The following is an 18480-nucleotide window of genomic DNA, read 5'->3' as shown; positions in this document are numbered from 1 at the left end:
TATCTCCTTATAAGCAGGAAGACAGACTGTAAATTTTTATACGATAGCGCATTATATAACACAAATTGATATAATACGAAAAATCTGCGAGCCGGAATTATCCTATAAATACCGTCTATTCTTCTTTATCTGCCACGCCGGGATTATCAACATTGATATAGGCCGGATTTTTTGTTTTCGCCGCCTGTTTTCTGCCTGTCTGTTTTGCCGGCTCAATTCGCGCCACGCCGCGCGCCGCTTTTTCAATATCAGGCAGGGATTGTTTGTTTTTGTTGCCCGGTGTTTTCCCTGCTGTGTCTGCGGCTGTTGCCGCCGGTTGTTCCGGTTGCGGCTGCAAAAAAAACTGCAAATCCGCTGCTGCGACAATCGAAACCGGCATCGGGCTTTGCCATTGACAGGCACCGAGCCGGCGGCTTATCGGCGCCAAAGCCTGCCAATGCGCCAGTTTTTGCCCATCGGCACACCAGGCTTTCTCGAGCGGGGCGGTCAGCGCTTTGGCCAAAAACTGCCGGCTTTGTTCGGTTTCATTGTGCTTTTGCGCCAGCCTGGCCAGCAAAATAAAACCCTGTCGGTCTGGCTCTTGCGCCATTGCTTTATCAAGCTGTTCGCGCGCCAGAATATCATCATTGGCAGCAAAGGCAGCCTTTGCAACCAGCCTGTGCGCCACCGCATTATCGGGCGTTAAAGCGGCCAGATTTTGCGCCCGCTCCAGCCTTTTGGCGGGGCTGTCAATAAGACCGCCGGCTTTAATATAGACACGCCCCAAATCCGGGTGGGGCGCTTGTCGCCATTGTGTTTGCAGCAATTTCTCTCCCTTGCGCCATTCATGCAGATGAAACAGAATTTGCGCCGCCAGCGTAATTGCCGGGACAAAAGCCGGGCAGATTTTAACGGCCGCCAAGGCAATTTGCCGCGCCTGATGCGGGTGATAGGGGAATAAAGCGCGCGCCTGCCCGCAGTATAAAACCTGCCTGTAATAATCCAATGCGCCTTGCAGGTGCCCTGATTTATCTCGTTTGGCCGCCTTTTGCCAGGCTTTGGCAAAATTTTCATAAAGCTCCAGCGCTTTGTCCCAGGCGCCGGCCTCAATCTCAGCTGCAATAGCGGCCATGCTTGCCCAGATAAGAGCCGGGTTTTCCAAAGCTGCCGCGGCTGCCAAAGAGGCTGCCCGGGCATTATCGCCTGCCGCTTGTCGCCGGCGGTAAAGAGCTGTCAACGCCGGCAGCCGCATGGCAGAGCCGCCTTTACCGCCGGCCCCGGCCTGGCTTCCAGCCCGCAGCATTGCCAAATATTCGGCACTGCTTTTGTTTGGCCTTTCTGCTGCCTGCTCCTGTTTTTGCGGGTTCAGGCTTCGCCGCATATGTTCGGCACAGGTAAAAAACGGTTTTTGCGCCTGTCGCAAATCCTCTATCTGCGCCAATAGCAGCGCTGTGAGCGGCTCTTTATCTGCCGGCAGGGCAGATTGCGCCTCTTTTGCCAGCGTCTGCGCCTGTGCCGTGTCGCCGGTAAAGGCTGCCAGCAGCCCGGCCGATAAAGCTTGACAGGCCTGCGCCCGTTTATGCCGCCGCAGAATTGACGGCCAGAAAAACGGCGCTGTCACTATTTTCAGCACCAGCACAGCCAGCCATAAAACAAAAAAGCCTGCCAGAAAAATTGCCAGCGCCGCCGCCGGTGTCAGCGTAATGCGCCAATGCGGCAGGGATAAAACAATTTCGGCCGGATAATCGGCCAGAAAAGCAAAACCTGCCCCGATAAGGAGAATTGATAAAACAGCAATCGCAATACGGAACATGGCCTTTTCCATCAAGCTATTATGGGGTGTGCGGCTTTGTCTCTTCACCTGATTTTGTCATAATATTGCTGCCACTCACCGGATCTGCCGCCGGACGGGCGGGGGAAAAGACCGCCTGCGCCGCCTGACGAAAAAAAGCATTTGCTGCCAGCCGTAAGCGGATAATATCCATATAAGGCTTTGCCGCTGCCTGTGCCTGTGGCGGCAGAGCGGCAGCCTCTCCCAGCGCTGTTTTATAATCGCCTTCAGTCAAAGCGGTCTCCATACGCGCCAGCACGGCACCCGCCGCTAAACCGCCTGTTTTGCCCTGCGGCCTGACAGTAATCCACCGCGCCAGCCGGTTTTGCCAGCTTTGCCGCAAATTGCCGCTTTGTTCCGCATCAGCCCCCTGTGCTGCCAGCCTGTCGGCCAATAGGGTAAAATCGCGCGCCAGCACGGCTTTATTCGGCAGACCGCCTGCCTGATAGCGCGCCAAAGCCTCCCCCATAGTCAGATATTGGGCTGCTTGCCCTGCCGCTTGCCCAGGTTCCTGTTTCGGTGTTTCCGGCTGCGGGTTGCCTTGCTTTTGCTCAGGATCTGCCGGCATAAAGGCAGCCGCCGGAGTGTTTAAAGCCTGCGGCATCGCCGCGCCGAAAATCTGTAATTCGGCAGCATAGGGCGCGCCGCTGGTAAAAGCGGTTTGCAGGCTTTGCAAAGCCAGTAATTGCGCGGCGCCATTTTGCGCCTGCCGCTGTTTTTTATCAAGCAGAGCCACTTCTTCACGCAGGGCATTGGTCTTGAATAAAATTTCCTGATTGCGGCGCTGAGTGGCGATAATTGCCTCTTTTAGGGCGGCCAGCGCCCGATTATTGGCCGCCTGTTCGCGCGCCTGATGCGCCAGCCTATGCTTAAATTCGGCACTTTCGGCCGCAGTAATTGGCGCTTCATCGCTGTTTTGCGGTCGGCTTTGCTGTATTTGCGCGGCTTTATGCTCTATATCCTGCAAAATTTGCGCTGCTTGAGCGGTTTGCTCATCAAGCTGCTGCGCTTTTTGGGCAAATAAAGCCTCTATCTCTGCTGCGGCAGCCTGAGCCTGCATTCCCGTCTCAGCGGCAATAACTGGCGCGGCCGGCGGCGGCAACTGGGCGCTGCCTGGGTAAAAACCTGCTTGCTGTAGCGCATTATTGCCCAAAAGGGCAATAATGGCACCGCTTAACCCTGCGATAAAAAGCGGCAGCAGGAAAAGGCTGCATTGTTTGCGCCCGGGCACGGCTGCTGCCGGCACTGCTGTTCGCAATGATTTGGCAGCCGGCGGGGGGGTAAAAGCGGGTTTTGTCGCTTTTGCTGTTTTTGCCGCGGCAAAATCGCCCACAGGCTCGGCTCCAGGCAAAATTTTGGCAGCAGTGCCGCTATTCGGCATAATTCCCGGCGACATTTTGGCTAATATTCCCCTTATTTGCGCTTATCCCGCCACAGCATACAGCTTTTTTCTGAATAAAAACTTATTGGCGGTAATTTATCTTAAGCTTTAGCGCAGACAGGCGGGTGAGGCAAGTCATTGTTCAGGCGCAACGGGCTGCGGGCGGCAGCAAAGCAAGCAATGCCGCCTCTGTCGGCCTTTGCGCAATAAAGGCCTGTTGGCGGCAAGGCGGCGGCAAAGCGGCGGCAATACGGGGAGAAAGGCACAAAATTTTTGTCTCAGCAGCAATATGCGACTTTAATACCGGCAAATGGGCGGCGTTTAAGGCAGAATAGAGCAGCACATAATCCAGCTTTGGCGGCAGGGCCGCCAATTCCGCCTTTGTCGGGCTTTGCCCTATAGTATCATAAGTGCATATTATATGATAGGCAATATGCTCTGCCGCCAGGAAATCTTCAATAACAGGGCGGTGCTTCTGCCCGGCCAGATAAAGCCATTGCCCGCTTTTAACGGCCGGCCGGCCGGCCTGTTGCAGAAAACGGCATAAATCTTCGGCATTTTCAGCGCTATAAGCAATATTGGCAAAGCCTTTTGCCCGGGCTGCCTGCGCTGTTTTGCTGCCGACACAATAAACCGGCACGGTCATGAACGCGGCGGGCACCGGCGGCATGACCAAAAAGGCATTGGCGCTGCCGGCCAGTAACGCGGCACAGGACGATTGCGGCCATTGCCATGGCCGTGTCTCTATGCGGCTAAGCGGTAAAATAAACGGCGCAAAACCCCGCCGGCGCAATCTCTCTGCCACCGGCAAGGCGACTGTCGGCGGCCGGATAATCAACACCGAAACTGCGGCGGCAGGGCGGCTTTTTGCCGGCGCTGCTCCGGCAGAGGCAGGGGGAAAGGCAGAGACAGGCATGCTATTATTCTGCCTTTTTCCAATCGGCAAAAAAGCCGGCACCCGCCCGCGCTTTCAGCTCTGCCGCTGCCTGCTCGCCCAAAAATATGGCTTCTTCCAGCGCGCCGCTTGTGCGGATTTCGTGGAATATTGCACCGTTTGGCGCCAGAATTATGCCGTGAATATGCAATTTTTCCCCGTTTAATTGTGCGTAAGCACCCAGCGGAGTGCGGCATGAGCCGTCCAGCGCCGCCATAAAGCTGCGTTCGCAGGCTGTTTCAATACAGGTTTTGCGGTCATTAAGCGGCGCCAGCAGGGCATCTACCCGCTTATCGTTTTTGCGGCTTTCAACGGCAATAACACCCTGCCCGGGGGCAGGGACAAAGCGGTCAAGCGGCAAAATTTCAGTGGCTTTTGCAGAGAGACCGAGGCGCTTTAACCCGGCATAGGCCAAAAATATGCCGTCTATTCCCTCTTTTATCAATTTTTCCAGCCGGGTTTGCACATTGCCGCGCAGCAGCACAATCTGCAAATCCGGCCGCAGGCGGCCAAGCTGCGCCCGGCGGCGGATAGAGGAAGTGCCGATTTTCGCCGCCGCCGGCAAATCTGCCAGTTTTGTGACCCAGCGGCCGATAAAAGCATCACGCGGGTCTTCTCGCGGCAGGAAAACAGATAAATGCAGGCCTTGCGGCAGCACAGCCGGCATATCTTTGGCCGAGTGAACGGCAATATCAATGCGCCCGGCGGCGAGTGCGGCCTCAATTTCCTGCGTGAACAGGCCTTTGCCGCCAATAAGATCAAGCGGCCGGTCGGCCAGCCGGTCTCCCTGGGTAGAAATAGGGATAATTTCAACATTTTGCGGCGGCAGGCCATGGCTGTGCAGCAAAGCCGTGCGCACAGACTGTGCCTGGGCCAGCGCCAGCGCGCTGCCGCGAGTGCCGATTTTTAAACTGGCTCTTTGCATGGACTTAATCCGTAATACGGCTTATAAAGAAACAGCCGGCCGGCTGGTTGTGACCGCGGCTTGCGTGTTTTTGAGCCGATAGGGCAATAATGGGCGAAATAGCGCCATAGTAAGAGAGCGCCTGCCCGGCGTCAAGCCCGGCGCGGGGCAGGAATCAGGAAGATGAGCCTGTGGGAGTTTCAGGCATGGAGACAGGCTGTGATGAGACGGCCAAAGCTGCTTGGCAAAACCTGCGGGGTTTTGCGCCGGGAACAGCGACAATAATAAAGGCGGCAGGCGGGTAGAGGCAGGCAGTATGAGAGTTTTGGGCATAGAGACAAGCTGTGATGAGACTGCCGCCGCCATTATTGAGCGGCGTCCTGACGGCACGGGCAGAATTCTGGCCAATATTGTGCGCAGCCAGCTAGCCGAGCACGCGGCTTTTGGCGGTGTTGTGCCGGAAATTGCCGCGCGCGCCCATGTTGAATTGCTGGATAATTTAATTGCCCGGGCGCTGGCGGCAGTAAATATGCGCCTTGCCGAGTGTGATGCAATAGCGGCAACGGCCGGGCCGGGGCTGATTGGCGGCCTGCTGGTGGGGCTGACCACTGCCAAAACTCTGGCGCTGGCGGCAGAAAGGCCGTTTTTGCCGATTAACCATTTGGAAGGCCATGCCTTAACGGCAAGGCTGACAGATAATATTGCTTTTCCTTATTTATTGCTGCTGGTTTCCGGCGGGCATACGCAAATTGTGCTGGTAAAAGGGCTGGGGCAGTATCAAAGGCTGGGCACAAGTCTGGACGATGCGCTGGGCGAAAGTTTTGACAAAATAGCGCGGCTTTTGGGGCTGCCTTATCCCGGCGGCCCGGCAGTGGAACAGGCGGCCAAAAAAGGCCGGGCCGAAAGACTGGTGCTGCCGCGGCCGCTAAAAGGTGAGCCGGGCTGCGATTTTTCTTTTTCCGGCCTGAAAACGGCCGTGCGCCGCGCCGCGCTGCTCTTGATGGAAGATAGCGGCGGTGCCCCACAAGATAATGGCGGGGCAAGGTTGGACAGGCTGGCCCGTGGCGGTGCCCCGCAGGATAATGAGCGCGGAGCAGGCCCGCCCGGCGGCGAGCGCGAGCAAGAAACCGAAGGGGCACGGAACGGGCAAACCGAAGGGGCACGGAACGGGCAAACCGAAGGGGCACGGAACGGGCAAACCGAAGGGGTTTGGAGCAGGCAAACCGAAGGGGAAGGCGCAAGCGCGCAAAACAGGCATGGCGAAGCCGGCGGCGATTCACCGGCCGGGATATCCGGCTGCTCTGTAGAAGAGGGCAAATCCGGGCAGGCAAAGGCCGCCGGCGGCCGGCCTGCTTTGGACGAACAGCAAATCGCCGATATATGCGCCGCCTTTCAGGCAGCGATTATTGAAACTATTATCGACCGGCTGCATAATGCTTTTGCTCTTTATCGCCGGCTTGTACCGGCAAAAGCGGGGTGCCGGCCGGTTTTGGTGGCAGCAGGCGGTGTTGCTGCCAATGGCGCCTTGCGCTGCGCTTTGCAGGATTTCTGCGCCGCGCAGGATTTTGCTTTTGTAGTGCCGCCTTCAGCTCTATGCTCAGATAATGCGGCCATGATAGCCTGGGCCGGGGCAGAGCATTTGGCAGCTCAGGAGGGTGAGGCCAGGCCGGCGGCCGGCGGCCGGCCGGGCGTTTCTATGATAAGCGGGCTGGATTTTGCCGCCAGGGCGCGCTGGCCGCTGGATATATCAGCCCCGGCCAAAATCGGTTCCGGCCGCAAGGGAGCCAAAGCATGATAGAAAACAGGCAAAGCATGATAGAAAACAGGCAAAGCCGTGGCGCCAAATCTGCCGCTTTGGAGCCGAAAATTGCCGTTCTGGGCGGCGGCGCCTGGGGCACGGCGCTGGCGGCCATGCTGGCGGGCAAACGCGCGGCACTGGCGGTTAATAATGCGTCTTTGCCGCCTGTGATCTTATATTGCCGCCGGGCAGAACAGGCAGAAGAGCTGAATACTGCCCGGCAAAACCGCGCTTTTTTGCCGGATATTATTTTGCCCGCCGCAATTCGGGCGGTGGCAGCGCCGGCGGTATTGACAAAGGCAGAAATTATCCTTGCCGCTTTGCCGGCGCAGGCTATGCGCGCCGGTTTGCAGGCTGTAAAGGCGCATATTGCGCCGCAGGCAAAGCTGGTTTTGTGCAGCAAAGGCATAGAGCGCGGCAGCGGCAAATTTATGGCGCAAGTGGCGCGCGATATTTTACCGCAGCAGGTAATAGCCATATTATCGGGGCCGTCTTTTGCTGTCGATGTGGCGCGCGGCCTGCCTGCGGCGGTAACATTGGCGGCAGAGACAGCGGCCATGGCGCAGGATCTGGCTGCCTGTATTTCTTCTCCGGTTTTTCGCTGTTATGCTTCTACCGATATTATTGGGGTGGAAATTGGCGGCGCGTTGAAAAATGTACTGGCTCTGGCTGCCGGCATGGCCGCCGGCTGCGGCCTGGGTGCCAGTGCTCAGGCCGCGCTTATTACCCGCGGTTTTGCTGAATTGCGCCGCCTGTGCCGCGCTTTTGGCGGCAGAGAAGAAACTATGGCCGGGCTGGCGGTTTTGGGAGATCTGGTTTTAACCTGTTCTTCACCGCAATCGCGCAATTATGCTTATGGCGCAGCCCTGGCCAGGGGGGAAGATTTGACCGGCCGGCCTTTGGCCGAAGGCGTGGCGACAGCGCCGGTAGCGGCGGCCTTATGCCGTAAGCACAGGCTGGAAGCACCGCTAATATTTATGGTGGCAGCACTGCTGGCGGGTGAAACAACTATTTCAGCGGCAGTGCGGCAGTTTTTTGCCCGGCCGCTGAAATTTGAAGACTAGCGGCGCCGGGATCGGCGGGTGCCGTGAAGCAAAGCAAGGCTTTTGTTGCGGGCAGAAATTATAAAAGAAAGGGTAGACTATGCTTTATATTATAGCCTGTTATGACAAGTCGGGAGTTCTGCCGCTCCGGCAGCAGCACCGCGCGGCGCATTTGGCCTATTGGCAGGGTTTCGGCAAGGCTGTGCGTTTTGGCGGTCCTTTTCTTGACGAAAAAGGCGCTATGTGCGGTTCTATGCTGGCGCTGGAGGCTGAGACTTATGCCAAAGCACAACAGGCGGCAAAAAGCGACCCTTATAATAAAGCCGGTATTTTTGCTGCTATAGAGGTGCGTGCCTGGCAATGGGTGCTGAATGCCCCGGAAGGCTGACCGGCGGTTAAATATTGAAAAGCGGCACCAATGCTTTGGGCGGCCGGTTTGGTGATATTGGGGTTGCAAGGAGTGCGGCAATGGCCTGGTGGCTGTTTAAATCTGAGCCGAAAACATGGTCGTGGCAGCAGCAAAAGGGCCGCGGTGCCGCCGGTGAGCCATGGGACGGAGTGCGCAATTATCAGGCGCGTAATAATATGCGTGCCATGCAGCTTGGCGATAAGGGCTTTTTCTATCACTCCAATGAAGGATTGGAGATTGTCGGCATTGTCGAAATATGCCGCCTGGCACATCAGGACGCAACGACTGCCGATGAGCGCTGGCAATGTGTGGATATTCGCGCAGTGCGGGACATGCCGCGGCCGGTCTCATTACGCGCAGTTAAAGAAAATCCGGCTTTGGCGGAAATGGCGCTGGTAAAATTCATGCGCCTTTCTGTTCAGCCGGTGCGGGAGCAGGAATGGCAGGAAATATGCCATATGGGCGGGCTGCTTTGAGCGACAGGCGCTGTTTGCGGCAAGGCGCTTGCTGTCAAAAATGGCGCGCCGTTTTCAGCCAAGGACAATAATTTCTGCCCCCTGCTGGAGCAAAGGCATGAGTCGGCGCATAGCGTGCAGCGGCAGGGCAATGCAGCCGGCTGTCGGGTGGAACAACCGGGTTGCATGGCTGCGCCGCGCCGGCTTTTCTGCTGCCCGATTATTGCGGCCTGGCTGCCGTGCTTCTGTATCTGTTTGGCTTTTTGCTCGGGCAAGATGGAGAAATATGGCGGAGCCGCGCCCTTTTATCCGCGGTTTCATATTCCAATCCAGCACAAAAACAATATTATAGAGATTATCGGCGCGGGCAAGCGGCTCAGCACTGCTTTTATAAGGCAGACGAACCGGGCGGTTATAATTGGCGTCTCCCGGAGCATCACACCAGCCGTCACCCGCGCGTATGCGGCGCAGTTTCAGCCCGCAAACCGGCAAAAGGCTTTGATGATTTTGGCGAAACCCTGCTACTATGCGCATTTTCGCCCGCGGCGTTGCCCTGTCCCCTTCGCGCTTGCGGGCACTGATTCCGCCGCGTCCCAAGGCGCAAGGCAGGCGCAGATTGCCCGCCTGCATAATGCCGCGCTGTTTATCACCACCTAGAGCGCGCACGTAAATTTTGGCAATAGGGGCATATTTTTTCAGCATAGAGCAGCCGCAATATTGGGGGAAAGGGGTTTTATAAAACTGTGTGCTCCCTTATATAGGGTAAGGCAGAAAAAAGCGCAATTATCGGGGTGCGAGACGGGAAGGCGAAATTATGCCGCATAAAATTCTTATCATTGAAGATGATGAAGCGCTGCGGGCCTTATTGCAGGAAGAGCTGGCCAGCCTGCCGGAATTTGCGGTTTTTGCCGCTAAAGACCGACAAAGCGGCCGGGCTATTATGGCCAAAATCGCTCCCGACCTGTTGATTATTGAAGCGGGGGGCGAGCTGAATGAAGAATTTGTGCGCCATTTGCGCGCTGACGGTTTGCGCGCGCCGATTATTCTGCTGGGCCAGGGTGAGGAAGATTTCGCCGCCTGGCTGGGCGCGGACGGGGCGAATGATTATGTGACCCGGCCCTTCCGCCTGACGGTTTTGCTGGCGCGTATCAAGGCGCAATTACGCCAATATGAGCAAAGCGAAGATGCGGCTTTTGCCATTGGTCCTTATATTTTAAAGCCGGGGCAAAAATTGCTGCTGGATAAAGCCCAGGGGAAAATTCGCCTGACAGAAAAGGAAGCGGCGATTTTAAAATATCTCTATCAGGCGGAAGGCCGGGCGGTGGAACGCGAAACTTTACTGGAAGAAGTCTGGGGCTATAATTCCGGCGTTACCACCCATACGCTGGAAACCCATATTTACCGCCTGCGCCAGAAAATCGAACAAGACCCTGCTAATGCACAAATTTTACTGACCGTGCAAGGCGGCTACAAATTAGCGCCGTAAGATGATGAACGAGTGGTCATGCTGCTTTTTTTAATTGCTGTAAGTAAGCTGCTACATATTCTCTGAAATCAACTTCCGATAGAACTGTGTCTGTTCTTGTGGAAACAACGCCTTTAATGCCATCACCCCTGAACTTAACCTCCGATCGAACTGTGCCAGTAATTTGGAGAGGAAAATTATCCCAATTATCGCCCTGCTTTTTGGAGAAGCTGCGGAACCATTTTGTGATTGTGGTTCCTTTCCGAATTGCAGATGATGAAGAATTCTCGGAATTATCGCGATTCTTAACTTGCAAAATCTGCCATTGCCCGCCGGCGTCTTTATAGATAAAATCGGCAGCCTTTACTACAGATCCCGAGCACCATATCCAGCCATGGTTTTTAACAATGCTGGCAATATAGCGTTCTAATAATTCGCCGATAAGATTCTCGGCAGCCATAGATAAATTATGCAGCTTTTTGGCTTCTGATAATTCGGCATTTGGAATGCCAAAATATTTATGGATAATAAAACTGACCATTTCATCGGAGATTGTCTCAGGAGGAGTCGGCGCACGTAATTTTCTGCCTTTGATAAATCTTTGCGCCAGGCTTCTATTATATTCTTCTGTCCCGAAGTTTCGATTTCTAATAACTGGTGCAAATTCTGGATTATCCTTCAGAAATTCTATGATAATTATAAACGGGCTCTCAGATTGAGGCTGTTGTTCTCTAATCAACATTAAAGCCGAATTTATATTATCATTGTGAGTCATAGCTTGCGCTCCCTGAAAGCAGAATCTACTAACAGTAGAATCTGTCCATGGCAAGTATTGATTAGGCCATTGCCGAGAACAGATCTGCTCCTTTTGAGGCAGTAACCTCAAATTTCCTTTGAGTATTTTTCATATTAGTTTCCCAAGCTGTATCACTTGTATTCTTATATCTGGAATAAGGGAAAAATTTTGGATTTTCAACAGGCTCGCCCTTCATATGAGCAAGAATCGTTTTCCCTATAGCCTGACCTAATCCTATAGGGACAGCATTCCCTATCTGGCGATATTGGTCAATTAGCGAGCCGCAGATGACCCAATCATCAGGAAATTGCTGAATGCGCTTATATTCCTGAATGCTAAGAGGTCTGTCTTCGTCAGGGTGGCAAATATCCGTTGCCGGCATTGCGGGGTGCGTGACTAAAGTGCAACTGGGTCTATCCCATGCAAGACGCCGCAGAAAGCCTGTTTTGCCGCCTCCGGAATAATAAGCTTTTCCCAAAGCTTGTTTTTGCAAAGATTCAGGCAGATGTTTCCAATATTGTCCTTCTTTGAGAAGGCGATAAAAAACCAGACGTTTTTCCGGAAAATTGATATATGTTGCCTCTCTGGGATTTAAATCACTTATAGCATCTTTTAAATTGCGCCAGGCCGGTAAGCCAAAAGCCGGATCGTCTGAATGTGTAGGACTGAGATAAGGCAGTCTGGAACCGTTGAGGCTGCATATTATAACGACACGCTCACGTATTTGCGGTGCCCCGTAATTGGCGGTGTTATAGAGATTGAAACTGATATTATAACCATGCTCGCGCAAAATTTTTATAATATGAGATAAAGCCCCGCCAGGCCTTTCATGAAGCTGCAAAGGCGCTTTTCCTTCACCTCGTTGTGCATGAGGTCTGTGATTTAAGGGGGCGGAAAGAAGCCCCCGCACATTCTCGATAACGGCATATTGAGGGCGAAGTTTCAAAATAAGATCAATATAGGCAAGAAGAAGATTCCCCCGCTTGTCGTTAAAACCGCGCCTGCTTCCCGCTGTGGAGAAAGTCTGGCAGGGCGGCCCGCCGACAAATATATCTATATTTCCTGCTTTGATGCCGGCATAATCTAAAATCTGCTCCGGCGTACAGGTTGTAATATCACCAATTAAAGCAATATCAGGGCGGTTGCGCAGAATCGTCTGACGACAGAATTTATCACTTTCACAGGCAAGAGACAGTTTTATCCCGGCTTTTTCCAAACCGAGATCAAGACCCATAGCTCCGGAAAAAAAAGACAGAGCCTTGATTTCATTTTTGTAGGACTGAGTATTAGGTTTGTCTGGCGGATTTTGCCTTTTTTGCTGATTTTTGTATCTGATTACGGAGCGGGGAGAAATAAACCAGGCTTTCCCTAATTGTTGCCCTTCCAGTTTATCTTCTCGCAGAAGCGTTCGAATATACTGCTCTGAAATTTTAAGAGTTTGGGCAGCTTCTTTGGTGGTTATAAAGGGAATATTCATAGGTTCGCTCACGAAACAATTTATATACCCAATGATTACGGCCATAAAAACGCTGTGGCAATATTCTGTTCGTTATATATTGTGGAAAGGGTAGCTTTATAAAGTGAAAGCCCTCCGCTTGGCATTTGGCGCGGTTTGTTCTATAATAAATCCCGCAATAGGGCGGGGCAGGCGGTTCGGCTTGCCGCCGCGCCGGGGCAACAGGATTTGCGGGTAATTATGACTTCATCAGATAAAGAACAGCCGGAAATGACGCAGCCTGAGCAAAAGCCCGTAAATGCGGCCAAACAGCCGGGCAGTTACGGGGCGGATTCGATTAAAGTGCTCAAAGGGCTGGACGCGGTGCGCAAGCGGCCGGGCATGTATATTGGCGATACTGATGACGGCTCCGGCCTGCATCATATGGTTTATGAAGTGGTCGATAATGCTATTGACGAAGCTCTGGCCGGTTATGCCGATCTCGTTACCGTCACCTTGAATGCTGACGGCTCCTGCACAGTGACCGATAATGGCCGCGGTATCCCCACTGATATTCACCCGACTGAAGGGGTTTCCGCCGCCGAGGTGATTATGACCCAACTCCATGCCGGCGGCAAATTTGACCAGAATTCCTATAAAGTTTCCGGTGGTTTGCATGGGGTGGGGGTATCGGTGGTTAATGCTTTGTCTGTCTCATTGCAATTACGCATTAAACGCGCCGGCAAATTGCATGAAGTTAACTTTCGCCATGGTGTGGCCGAAGCGCCGCTGGCAGTGATTGGCGATTGCGGTGCCGAGACCGGCACAGAAGTAACCTTTCTGCCGAGCAGCGATACTTTTACAATGGTGGATTTTGACTTTGAAACGCTGGAAAAGCGGCTGCGCGAGCTGGCTTTCCTGAATTCCGGCGTGCGCATTGTCCTGACCGATAATCGCCATGCCGATAAACGCGAGGAAGTGCTGCATTATGATGGCGGGCTGACAGAATTTGTCGCCTATATTGACCGCGCCCGCACCCCGCTTATCGACAGACCGGTTTATATTAAAGGGGAAAAGGACGGCATGACGGTGGAAGTGGCGCTGTGGTGGAATGATTCCTATCATGAAAAAGTGCTGTGCTTTACCAATAATATTCCGCAGCGGGACGGCGGCACCCATTTGGCCGGCTTTCGCGGCGCGCTAACCCGGCAAATTACCGGTTATGCCGAGAAATCGGGCATTGCCAAAAAGGAAAAGCTGCAATTAACCGGCGATGATTGCCGTGAAGGGCTGACGGCAATTTTGTCGGTTAAAGTGCCCGATCCGAAATTTTCTTCCCAGACCAAGGATAAATTAGTCTCTTCAGAAGTGCGGCCGGTGGTGGAAAGCCTGGTTAATGAGGCGCTTTCCGCCTGGCTGGAAGAGCACCCTTCGGAAGCGCGCATTCTGGTCGGCAAAGTGGTAGAGGCAGCGGCAGCGCGTGAGGCGGCGCGCAAAGCGCGGGATTTAACCCGGCGCAAAAGTGCTTTGGATATTTCCTCTCTGCCGGGCAAGCTGGCCGATTGTCAGGAGCGCGACCCGGCAAAATCGGAATTATTCATTGTTGAGGGAGATTCTGCCGGCGGCTCGGCCAAAAGCGGGCGCTCGCGTAAAAATCAGGCAATTTTGCCGCTGCGCGGCAAAATTCTCAATGTTGAGCGGGCGCGATTTGACCGCATGCTGTCTTCCGATATGATTGGCACTTTAATAACGGCGCTCGGCACTTCTATCGGCAAAGATGAATTTACCCCCGATAAAGTGCGTTATCATAAAATTATTATTATGACCGATGCCGATGTTGACGGCGCCCATATTCGCACTTTGCTGCTGACTTTCTTCTTCCGCCAAATGCCGGAGCTCATTGAGCGCGGCTATTTATATATTGCCCAGCCGCCGCTTTATAAAGTCAGCCGCGGCAGATCTTCGCAATATATTAAAAATGAAGCGGATTTTGAGGAGTTTTTGCTGGATACCGGGCTGGAAGAAACAGTGCTGGAGCTGGCCAATGGCGAAAAGCGCGGCGGGCAGGATTTACGCCTGATCATTGAGGAGGCGCGCAAAATCCAGCGTTTGCTGGATAATATTCATAGCCGTTATAATCGTATTCTGGTGGAGCAGGCGGCAATCGCCGGAATATTGACGCCGGAAGTTTTTGCTTCCGCCACGGCCGCGCAAGCGGCGGCCGATCTGGTGGCCGGGCGTCTGGATAATCTTGCTGAAGAACTGGAAAAAGGCTGGCAGGGTTTTTATGCGCCGGAGGAAGAGGCCTTGCGCTTTGAGCGCAGCCTGCGCGGGGTGAGAGAAGTTTTGAGACTGGACAAAGCTTTGCTCGCTTCAGCCGATGCGCGGCGTTTGCACAGCCTGTATCCGCATTTGCATGAAATTTATCAACAGCCGGCTTCATTGCAGCGCAAAGGCAGGGTTGAGGCTGTTTACGCGCCTTTGCAGCTTTTGCAAAGTATTTATGCCAATGGCCGTAAAGGCCTGACTATGCAGCGTTATAAAGGCCTGGGTGAGATGAATGCCGAACAATTATGGGAAACAACGCTCGACCCGGACGCGCGCTCACTTTTGCGGGTGAAAGTGACCGATGCCGGCGATGCGGATTTGCTGTTTTCGCGCCTGATGGGTGATCAGGTAGAGCCGCGCCGCGACTTTATTCAGGAAAATGCCCTGAATGTCGCCAATCTTGATGTGTAAAGCCAGACGCAGATAAAGTCAGGCGCCGGAACCTTTGATTTAAGCCTGTTTCCCACAGGGAGGCAGGTTTTTATTTTGGCCGCTTTGTTTCTGCCGGCGCGACTCCATCTATTATAGCAGTCCCTTGTCTCTATAATAAGTTATTGCCTTATTATAGAGACAAAATCTATATCTCCTGCAGGAAAATTGAGGAGAGCGTGATGGCCATTTCGGATTTTTCAGCAGCGAAATATTTGGCCGAGCGATCAGATTGGTCATTAACCAATCTGCAAATGCAGAAAATCCTTTATCTGGCGCATATGGTTTATCTGGGGCGCCAGCGGGGAGAGCCTCTTATTCGCGAAGCATTTGAAGCATGGGACTATGGCCCTGTTTGCCCGGTTTTGCATCATAAGCTGAAGATTTACGGGGCAGAACCTGTCGGCAATATTTTTCGCAGTTATACGCAGTTGGAAGATAACTCAAATGAAGCGAAAATTCTTAAAGAAGCGCTTGATAGCCTGGGAAATTTATCCGGCGGACACCTTGTCAGCATAACACACAAAAGAGGTGGTGCCTGGGCAAGAAATTATCGTAACGGCATGAGAGGCATTCCTATCCCCAACCAAGATATTATTGATGAATATAATGAGGATTTGAACCAATAAGCGGGGGAAAAGAAGATGACCCAGCCCACTGAGGGCGATAAGGGCGGTTCCGAATTTACCAAAAAAGCGGCGGCCGGAAAGCATAGCAACTATCCTGACGTTGAAGAGCTTAAAAAAGCGGAAGAAAATCTTGATGGCCAGATTAAAGCGCTGGAAAAAGTTTGCCGCTGTGACTGCTATGTTTTTGTCTTTTTATCTCCTTTATTATTAGATTTAGTGTTGTTTACCATTTTAGAAAAATGGTATTTGCCGGTAATTCTGCTGCTTTTAGAGCTGGGTTTTGTTGTTTTGTGGCTCATTGGCTGTCTTTTATTTCAGTTACCTATCAGGGTTAAAAGACGATTCTTATGTTGGAGAATAATCAAGCTAAGCTTCATACTGCCGAAAAAATTTGGCTTACGCTACCGGAAAATTGCCGTAGATATTACTGCGCGTGAAGCGCGTGAAGAAAATATTATTGGACAGCTTCACCGCCGCCGTCGACAAGATTGGTTTATTTTTGTCCTTGGCAGCTTGACTCTATTGGATATTGTCTTTTTTTCGATTTTTCATACTTGGGCGGCACCGGTAGTTCTATTGGTTTTGCAAGGTTTAGCGCTGTTTGTTTTGAGCGATAGAATGGATATGCCGGAAACACATGAGCTGATTGACCGATTATTAAATAGCGCTGCCGATAAAATGGCTAAAAAAGGTTGAATATTTTCTTTCCATCTGTGTATAAATGATGCATATGCCGAAGTATGCCATAATATATAAGTATATTTTCTGCCAGATTCGTATTAAAATAAAGCAATTACCAACTTCATAAGCTGCTATAATGGCAATTTATATTTACTATATTTAAACCCTATTCTTCAGTAACTTAGACGACAAGCAGCAAAGCTCTAAATAGAAAAGCGCTTGAGGACGGCTATTCTATTGTAAAGGGTGTGTTGTAATGTCGATTGAAGCAGAAATGACTGTTTTAAAACGGCTTGGCTTTTTTGCCTGCCTGCCGGAACAGCAATTACGCGCTTTGGTATTTGGGGCAGAGCGCATGCGTTTGCATGAGGGGCATGAGCTGTATCAAAAAGGCGATATTGCCGATTGCGCCTATATAGTGCTGGGCGGGCGCGTGGATTTGTTCCAGCCTGTCAGGCGCAGCCTGGGGGCAGACAGGCGGATAAAAGAATATCGTCAGGTGGTTTATGCTGTCAAAGCCGGCACATTATTGGGAGCTTTTGCCCTTATTTCCGACAAAAGGCGCGAAACCGGCGCCTATGTGGCGCAAAGAGGCGATGTATTGCGTATTAACCGCACTTCTTTTCGGCGGCAACTGCAACAAAGTGCCGATATGCGCTCCCGGCTCTATACCTATATTTTTGCCAATTTCCAATCTATGACCATGCGGCTGGAAAACCGGGCGCGTGCTTTGGCCTCAGTTTGAGCTGTGCCCGGATAATAGCCGCCTTGTCTCTGCCGGATACAGTATTATTGCCATATCCGGCCGCAATATGGCTGGAATACAGATGCCCGCAAAATAAATGCGGCGCACCGGAAAATCGAACAGGCTGCCGCCGGCAAGAAAAACGGGTGTAGAATTTGGAAAATATACCCAATCAGAAAAAACGCTCAAATCATGAAATGGCTGAAACAGGGGTCGTTTTGTCTCTGCCCGGCGCAGTGCCCCTGAAGCTTCTCATGCTCTGGCAGCAAATAAAGGGGGCAGCAAATAAAGATTTTAAGGCGGTGTTATTTGGCCGTTTGGGCAAAATTTTGCGGTTTCAGGCTTGCCGTTTGCGGGGCGAAATCCGGCAAAAAACTCAGGCGCCGTTTGGTATTGGCCGTTAAAAGCGGGTTATAAAGCCGCTTTTGCGCTTCCACCATCAGCACGCCACCAAAATAAGGGAAAAAATGCCTGGCCAGTTTTTCATAAGCTTGAGAGAAAAGAGTTGAACGACAGGTTTTATGCGGCAAAAAATGCGCATATTCATAAATTTCACCAAAATCAAAGCCATTGCCGCTTAAAATTTCTGCCAGTTGCCGGCGGCTATAAGGCTGGCCATGGCCAAAAGGCGTTTTTTCCGCATGCGCCCACAGGCCGCGCCGATTGGGGACAATCAGGATAAGACGGCCATTGGGCACCAGAATACGCCATAATTCCCGCAGCATGATTGGGGCATTGGGGCTGAATTCCAGCGCGTGAACTGCCAGAACACATTCTACCGCCGCATCATTGAGCGGAAATTTATAGTCTTCTTCCACTATTACAGGTTCCGGCCCGGCGACAAAGCCGGGTGCTGCCTGTTTTCGGCTATGGCGCTTATCTGCATTATTGCCCGGCGCTGCCGGGCCGGGCGGCTCAATGCCGGGGTTGCTTATTGCTGCCGGAATAAAAACCAGTGATCGGCTGCTGCCGGCAAATTTTTCCAGATAAGGCCGGGTATAGCCAAGACCCATAATTATATCCTCTTTGCCGGGAGGAGACAGACGCGCCAGCCCATGAGCGCAATCTTGCGCCAGTTTTTTGCCCAGCGGGCTGCGGTAAAAATTTTTAAGCGAGGCAAGGGTGACAGGCATAATACTCCACAACAGCCAAAAACACAGCTAAATTACACCGCAAACTTAAATAAATTTATCTGCGCGCCCGGCATCGAGCACCACTTATCGCACATTCAGCAAACA

General features: G+C 52.6%; 17 protein-coding genes. 9 read left to right on the top strand and 8 right to left on the bottom strand.

What is annotated here, in order from left to right; all coding sequences use genetic code 11:
* Positions 1-115: 115 nt before the first annotated feature.
* From DPQ22_RS00915 to hemC, 4 genes are all read right to left on the bottom strand, one after another.
* Positions 116-1792 carry a heme biosynthesis HemY N-terminal domain-containing protein gene (locus tag DPQ22_RS00915; RefSeq protein WP_190323076.1) on the bottom strand — a complete coding sequence of 559 codons (1677 nt, stop codon included), beginning with the start codon at positions 1790-1792 and terminating at the stop codon, positions 116-118.
* A 19-nt stretch (positions 1793-1811) separates the two neighbouring features.
* Positions 1812-3206 (bottom strand): hypothetical protein, encoded by a 1395-nt coding sequence (locus DPQ22_RS00910; RefSeq protein ID WP_150212703.1) that lies wholly within the window; start codon positions 3204-3206, stop codon positions 1812-1814.
* 127 nt (positions 3207-3333) lie between these two features.
* Positions 3334-4107, bottom strand: coding sequence for a uroporphyrinogen-III synthase (locus tag DPQ22_RS00905; RefSeq protein WP_150212702.1), 774 nt, complete (start codon positions 4105-4107; stop codon positions 3334-3336).
* A 4-nt stretch (positions 4108-4111) separates the two neighbouring features.
* Positions 4112-5050 carry a hydroxymethylbilane synthase gene (gene hemC, locus DPQ22_RS00900; RefSeq protein WP_150212701.1) on the bottom strand — a complete coding sequence of 313 codons (939 nt, stop codon included), beginning with the start codon at positions 5048-5050 and terminating at the stop codon, positions 4112-4114.
* Positions 5051-5345: 295 nt separating this feature from the next.
* On the opposite strand from hemC, the gene tsaD reads away from it, so the two are divergent.
* The 4 genes from tsaD (at position 5346) to DPQ22_RS00875 (ending at position 8755) form a co-directional block, all read left to right on the top strand.
* Complete coding sequence (gene tsaD, locus DPQ22_RS09355) at positions 5346-6824, top strand: tRNA (adenosine(37)-N6)-threonylcarbamoyltransferase complex transferase subunit TsaD (RefSeq protein ID WP_338140464.1); 1479 nt, start codon at positions 5346-5348, stop codon at positions 6822-6824.
* 59 nt (positions 6825-6883) lie between these two features.
* Positions 6884-7891, top strand: a complete 1008-nt coding sequence (locus DPQ22_RS00885) for an NAD(P)H-dependent glycerol-3-phosphate dehydrogenase (RefSeq protein WP_150212802.1) — start codon at positions 6884-6886, stop codon at positions 7889-7891.
* A 79-nt stretch (positions 7892-7970) separates the two neighbouring features.
* Positions 7971-8258 (top strand): YciI family protein, encoded by a 288-nt coding sequence (locus DPQ22_RS00880; RefSeq protein ID WP_150212700.1) that lies wholly within the window; start codon positions 7971-7973, stop codon positions 8256-8258.
* A gap of 80 nt (positions 8259-8338) precedes the next feature.
* A complete protein-coding gene (locus tag DPQ22_RS00875) occupies positions 8339-8755 on the top strand; it encodes an EVE domain-containing protein (protein WP_150212699.1) in 417 nt (138 codons plus the stop codon).
* A gap of 54 nt (positions 8756-8809) precedes the next feature.
* Here the strand turns inward: DPQ22_RS00875 and DPQ22_RS00870 are convergent, their stop codons facing one another.
* The gene (locus tag DPQ22_RS00870) at positions 8810-9436 is read right to left on the bottom strand and encodes a L,D-transpeptidase family protein (RefSeq protein ID WP_150212698.1); all 627 of its coding nucleotides are present in this window, start codon (positions 9434-9436) and stop codon (positions 8810-8812) included.
* Positions 9437-9545: 109 nt separating this feature from the next.
* Between DPQ22_RS00870 and DPQ22_RS00865 the strand changes: the two genes are divergently transcribed.
* Entirely contained in the window at positions 9546-10220 is a 675-nt protein-coding gene (locus DPQ22_RS00865) for a response regulator transcription factor (RefSeq protein ID WP_425305132.1), read from the top strand.
* Positions 10221-10236: 16 nt separating this feature from the next.
* On the opposite strand, the gene DPQ22_RS00860 is transcribed toward DPQ22_RS00865, so the two are convergent.
* Positions 10237-10974: a SinI family restriction endonuclease gene (locus DPQ22_RS00860; RefSeq protein ID WP_150212696.1), complete on the bottom strand. Its 738-nt coding sequence runs from the start codon at positions 10972-10974 to the stop codon at positions 10237-10239.
* 61 nt (positions 10975-11035) lie between these two features.
* Positions 11036-12472 (bottom strand): DNA cytosine methyltransferase, encoded by a 1437-nt coding sequence (locus DPQ22_RS00855; protein ID WP_150212695.1) that lies wholly within the window; start codon positions 12470-12472, stop codon positions 11036-11038.
* 249 nt (positions 12473-12721) lie between these two features.
* Here DPQ22_RS00855 and gyrB point away from each other — a divergent pair, with 249 nt between their 5' ends.
* From gyrB to DPQ22_RS00835, 4 genes are all read left to right on the top strand, one after another.
* A complete protein-coding gene (gyrB, locus tag DPQ22_RS00850) occupies positions 12722-15169 on the top strand; it encodes a DNA topoisomerase (ATP-hydrolyzing) subunit B (protein WP_150212801.1) in 2448 nt (815 codons plus the stop codon).
* A gap of 200 nt (positions 15170-15369) precedes the next feature.
* Positions 15370-15816: a Panacea domain-containing protein gene (locus tag DPQ22_RS00845; protein WP_246681422.1), complete on the top strand. Its 447-nt coding sequence runs from the start codon at positions 15370-15372 to the stop codon at positions 15814-15816.
* 15 nt (positions 15817-15831) lie between these two features.
* Positions 15832-16512 (top strand): hypothetical protein, encoded by a 681-nt coding sequence (locus DPQ22_RS00840; RefSeq protein ID WP_150212693.1) that lies wholly within the window; start codon positions 15832-15834, stop codon positions 16510-16512.
* A 241-nt stretch (positions 16513-16753) separates the two neighbouring features.
* Entirely contained in the window at positions 16754-17242 is a 489-nt protein-coding gene (locus DPQ22_RS00835) for a cyclic nucleotide-binding domain-containing protein (RefSeq protein ID WP_150212692.1), read from the top strand.
* Between the two features lie 305 nt (positions 17243-17547).
* Here the strand turns inward: DPQ22_RS00835 and DPQ22_RS00830 are convergent, their stop codons facing one another.
* Positions 17548-18375 (bottom strand): class I SAM-dependent methyltransferase, encoded by an 828-nt coding sequence (locus DPQ22_RS00830; RefSeq protein WP_150212691.1) that lies wholly within the window; start codon positions 18373-18375, stop codon positions 17548-17550.
* Between the last annotated feature and the right edge of the window lie 105 nt (positions 18376-18480).

The organism is Candidatus Tokpelaia sp. (genome assembly GCF_008636115.1).
Classification (GTDB): Bacteria; Pseudomonadota; Alphaproteobacteria; order Rhizobiales; family Rhizobiaceae; genus QLZD01.
The sequence above is the reverse complement of the archived record's forward strand: the minus strand, read 5'-3'. Positions and strand labels throughout refer to the sequence as shown.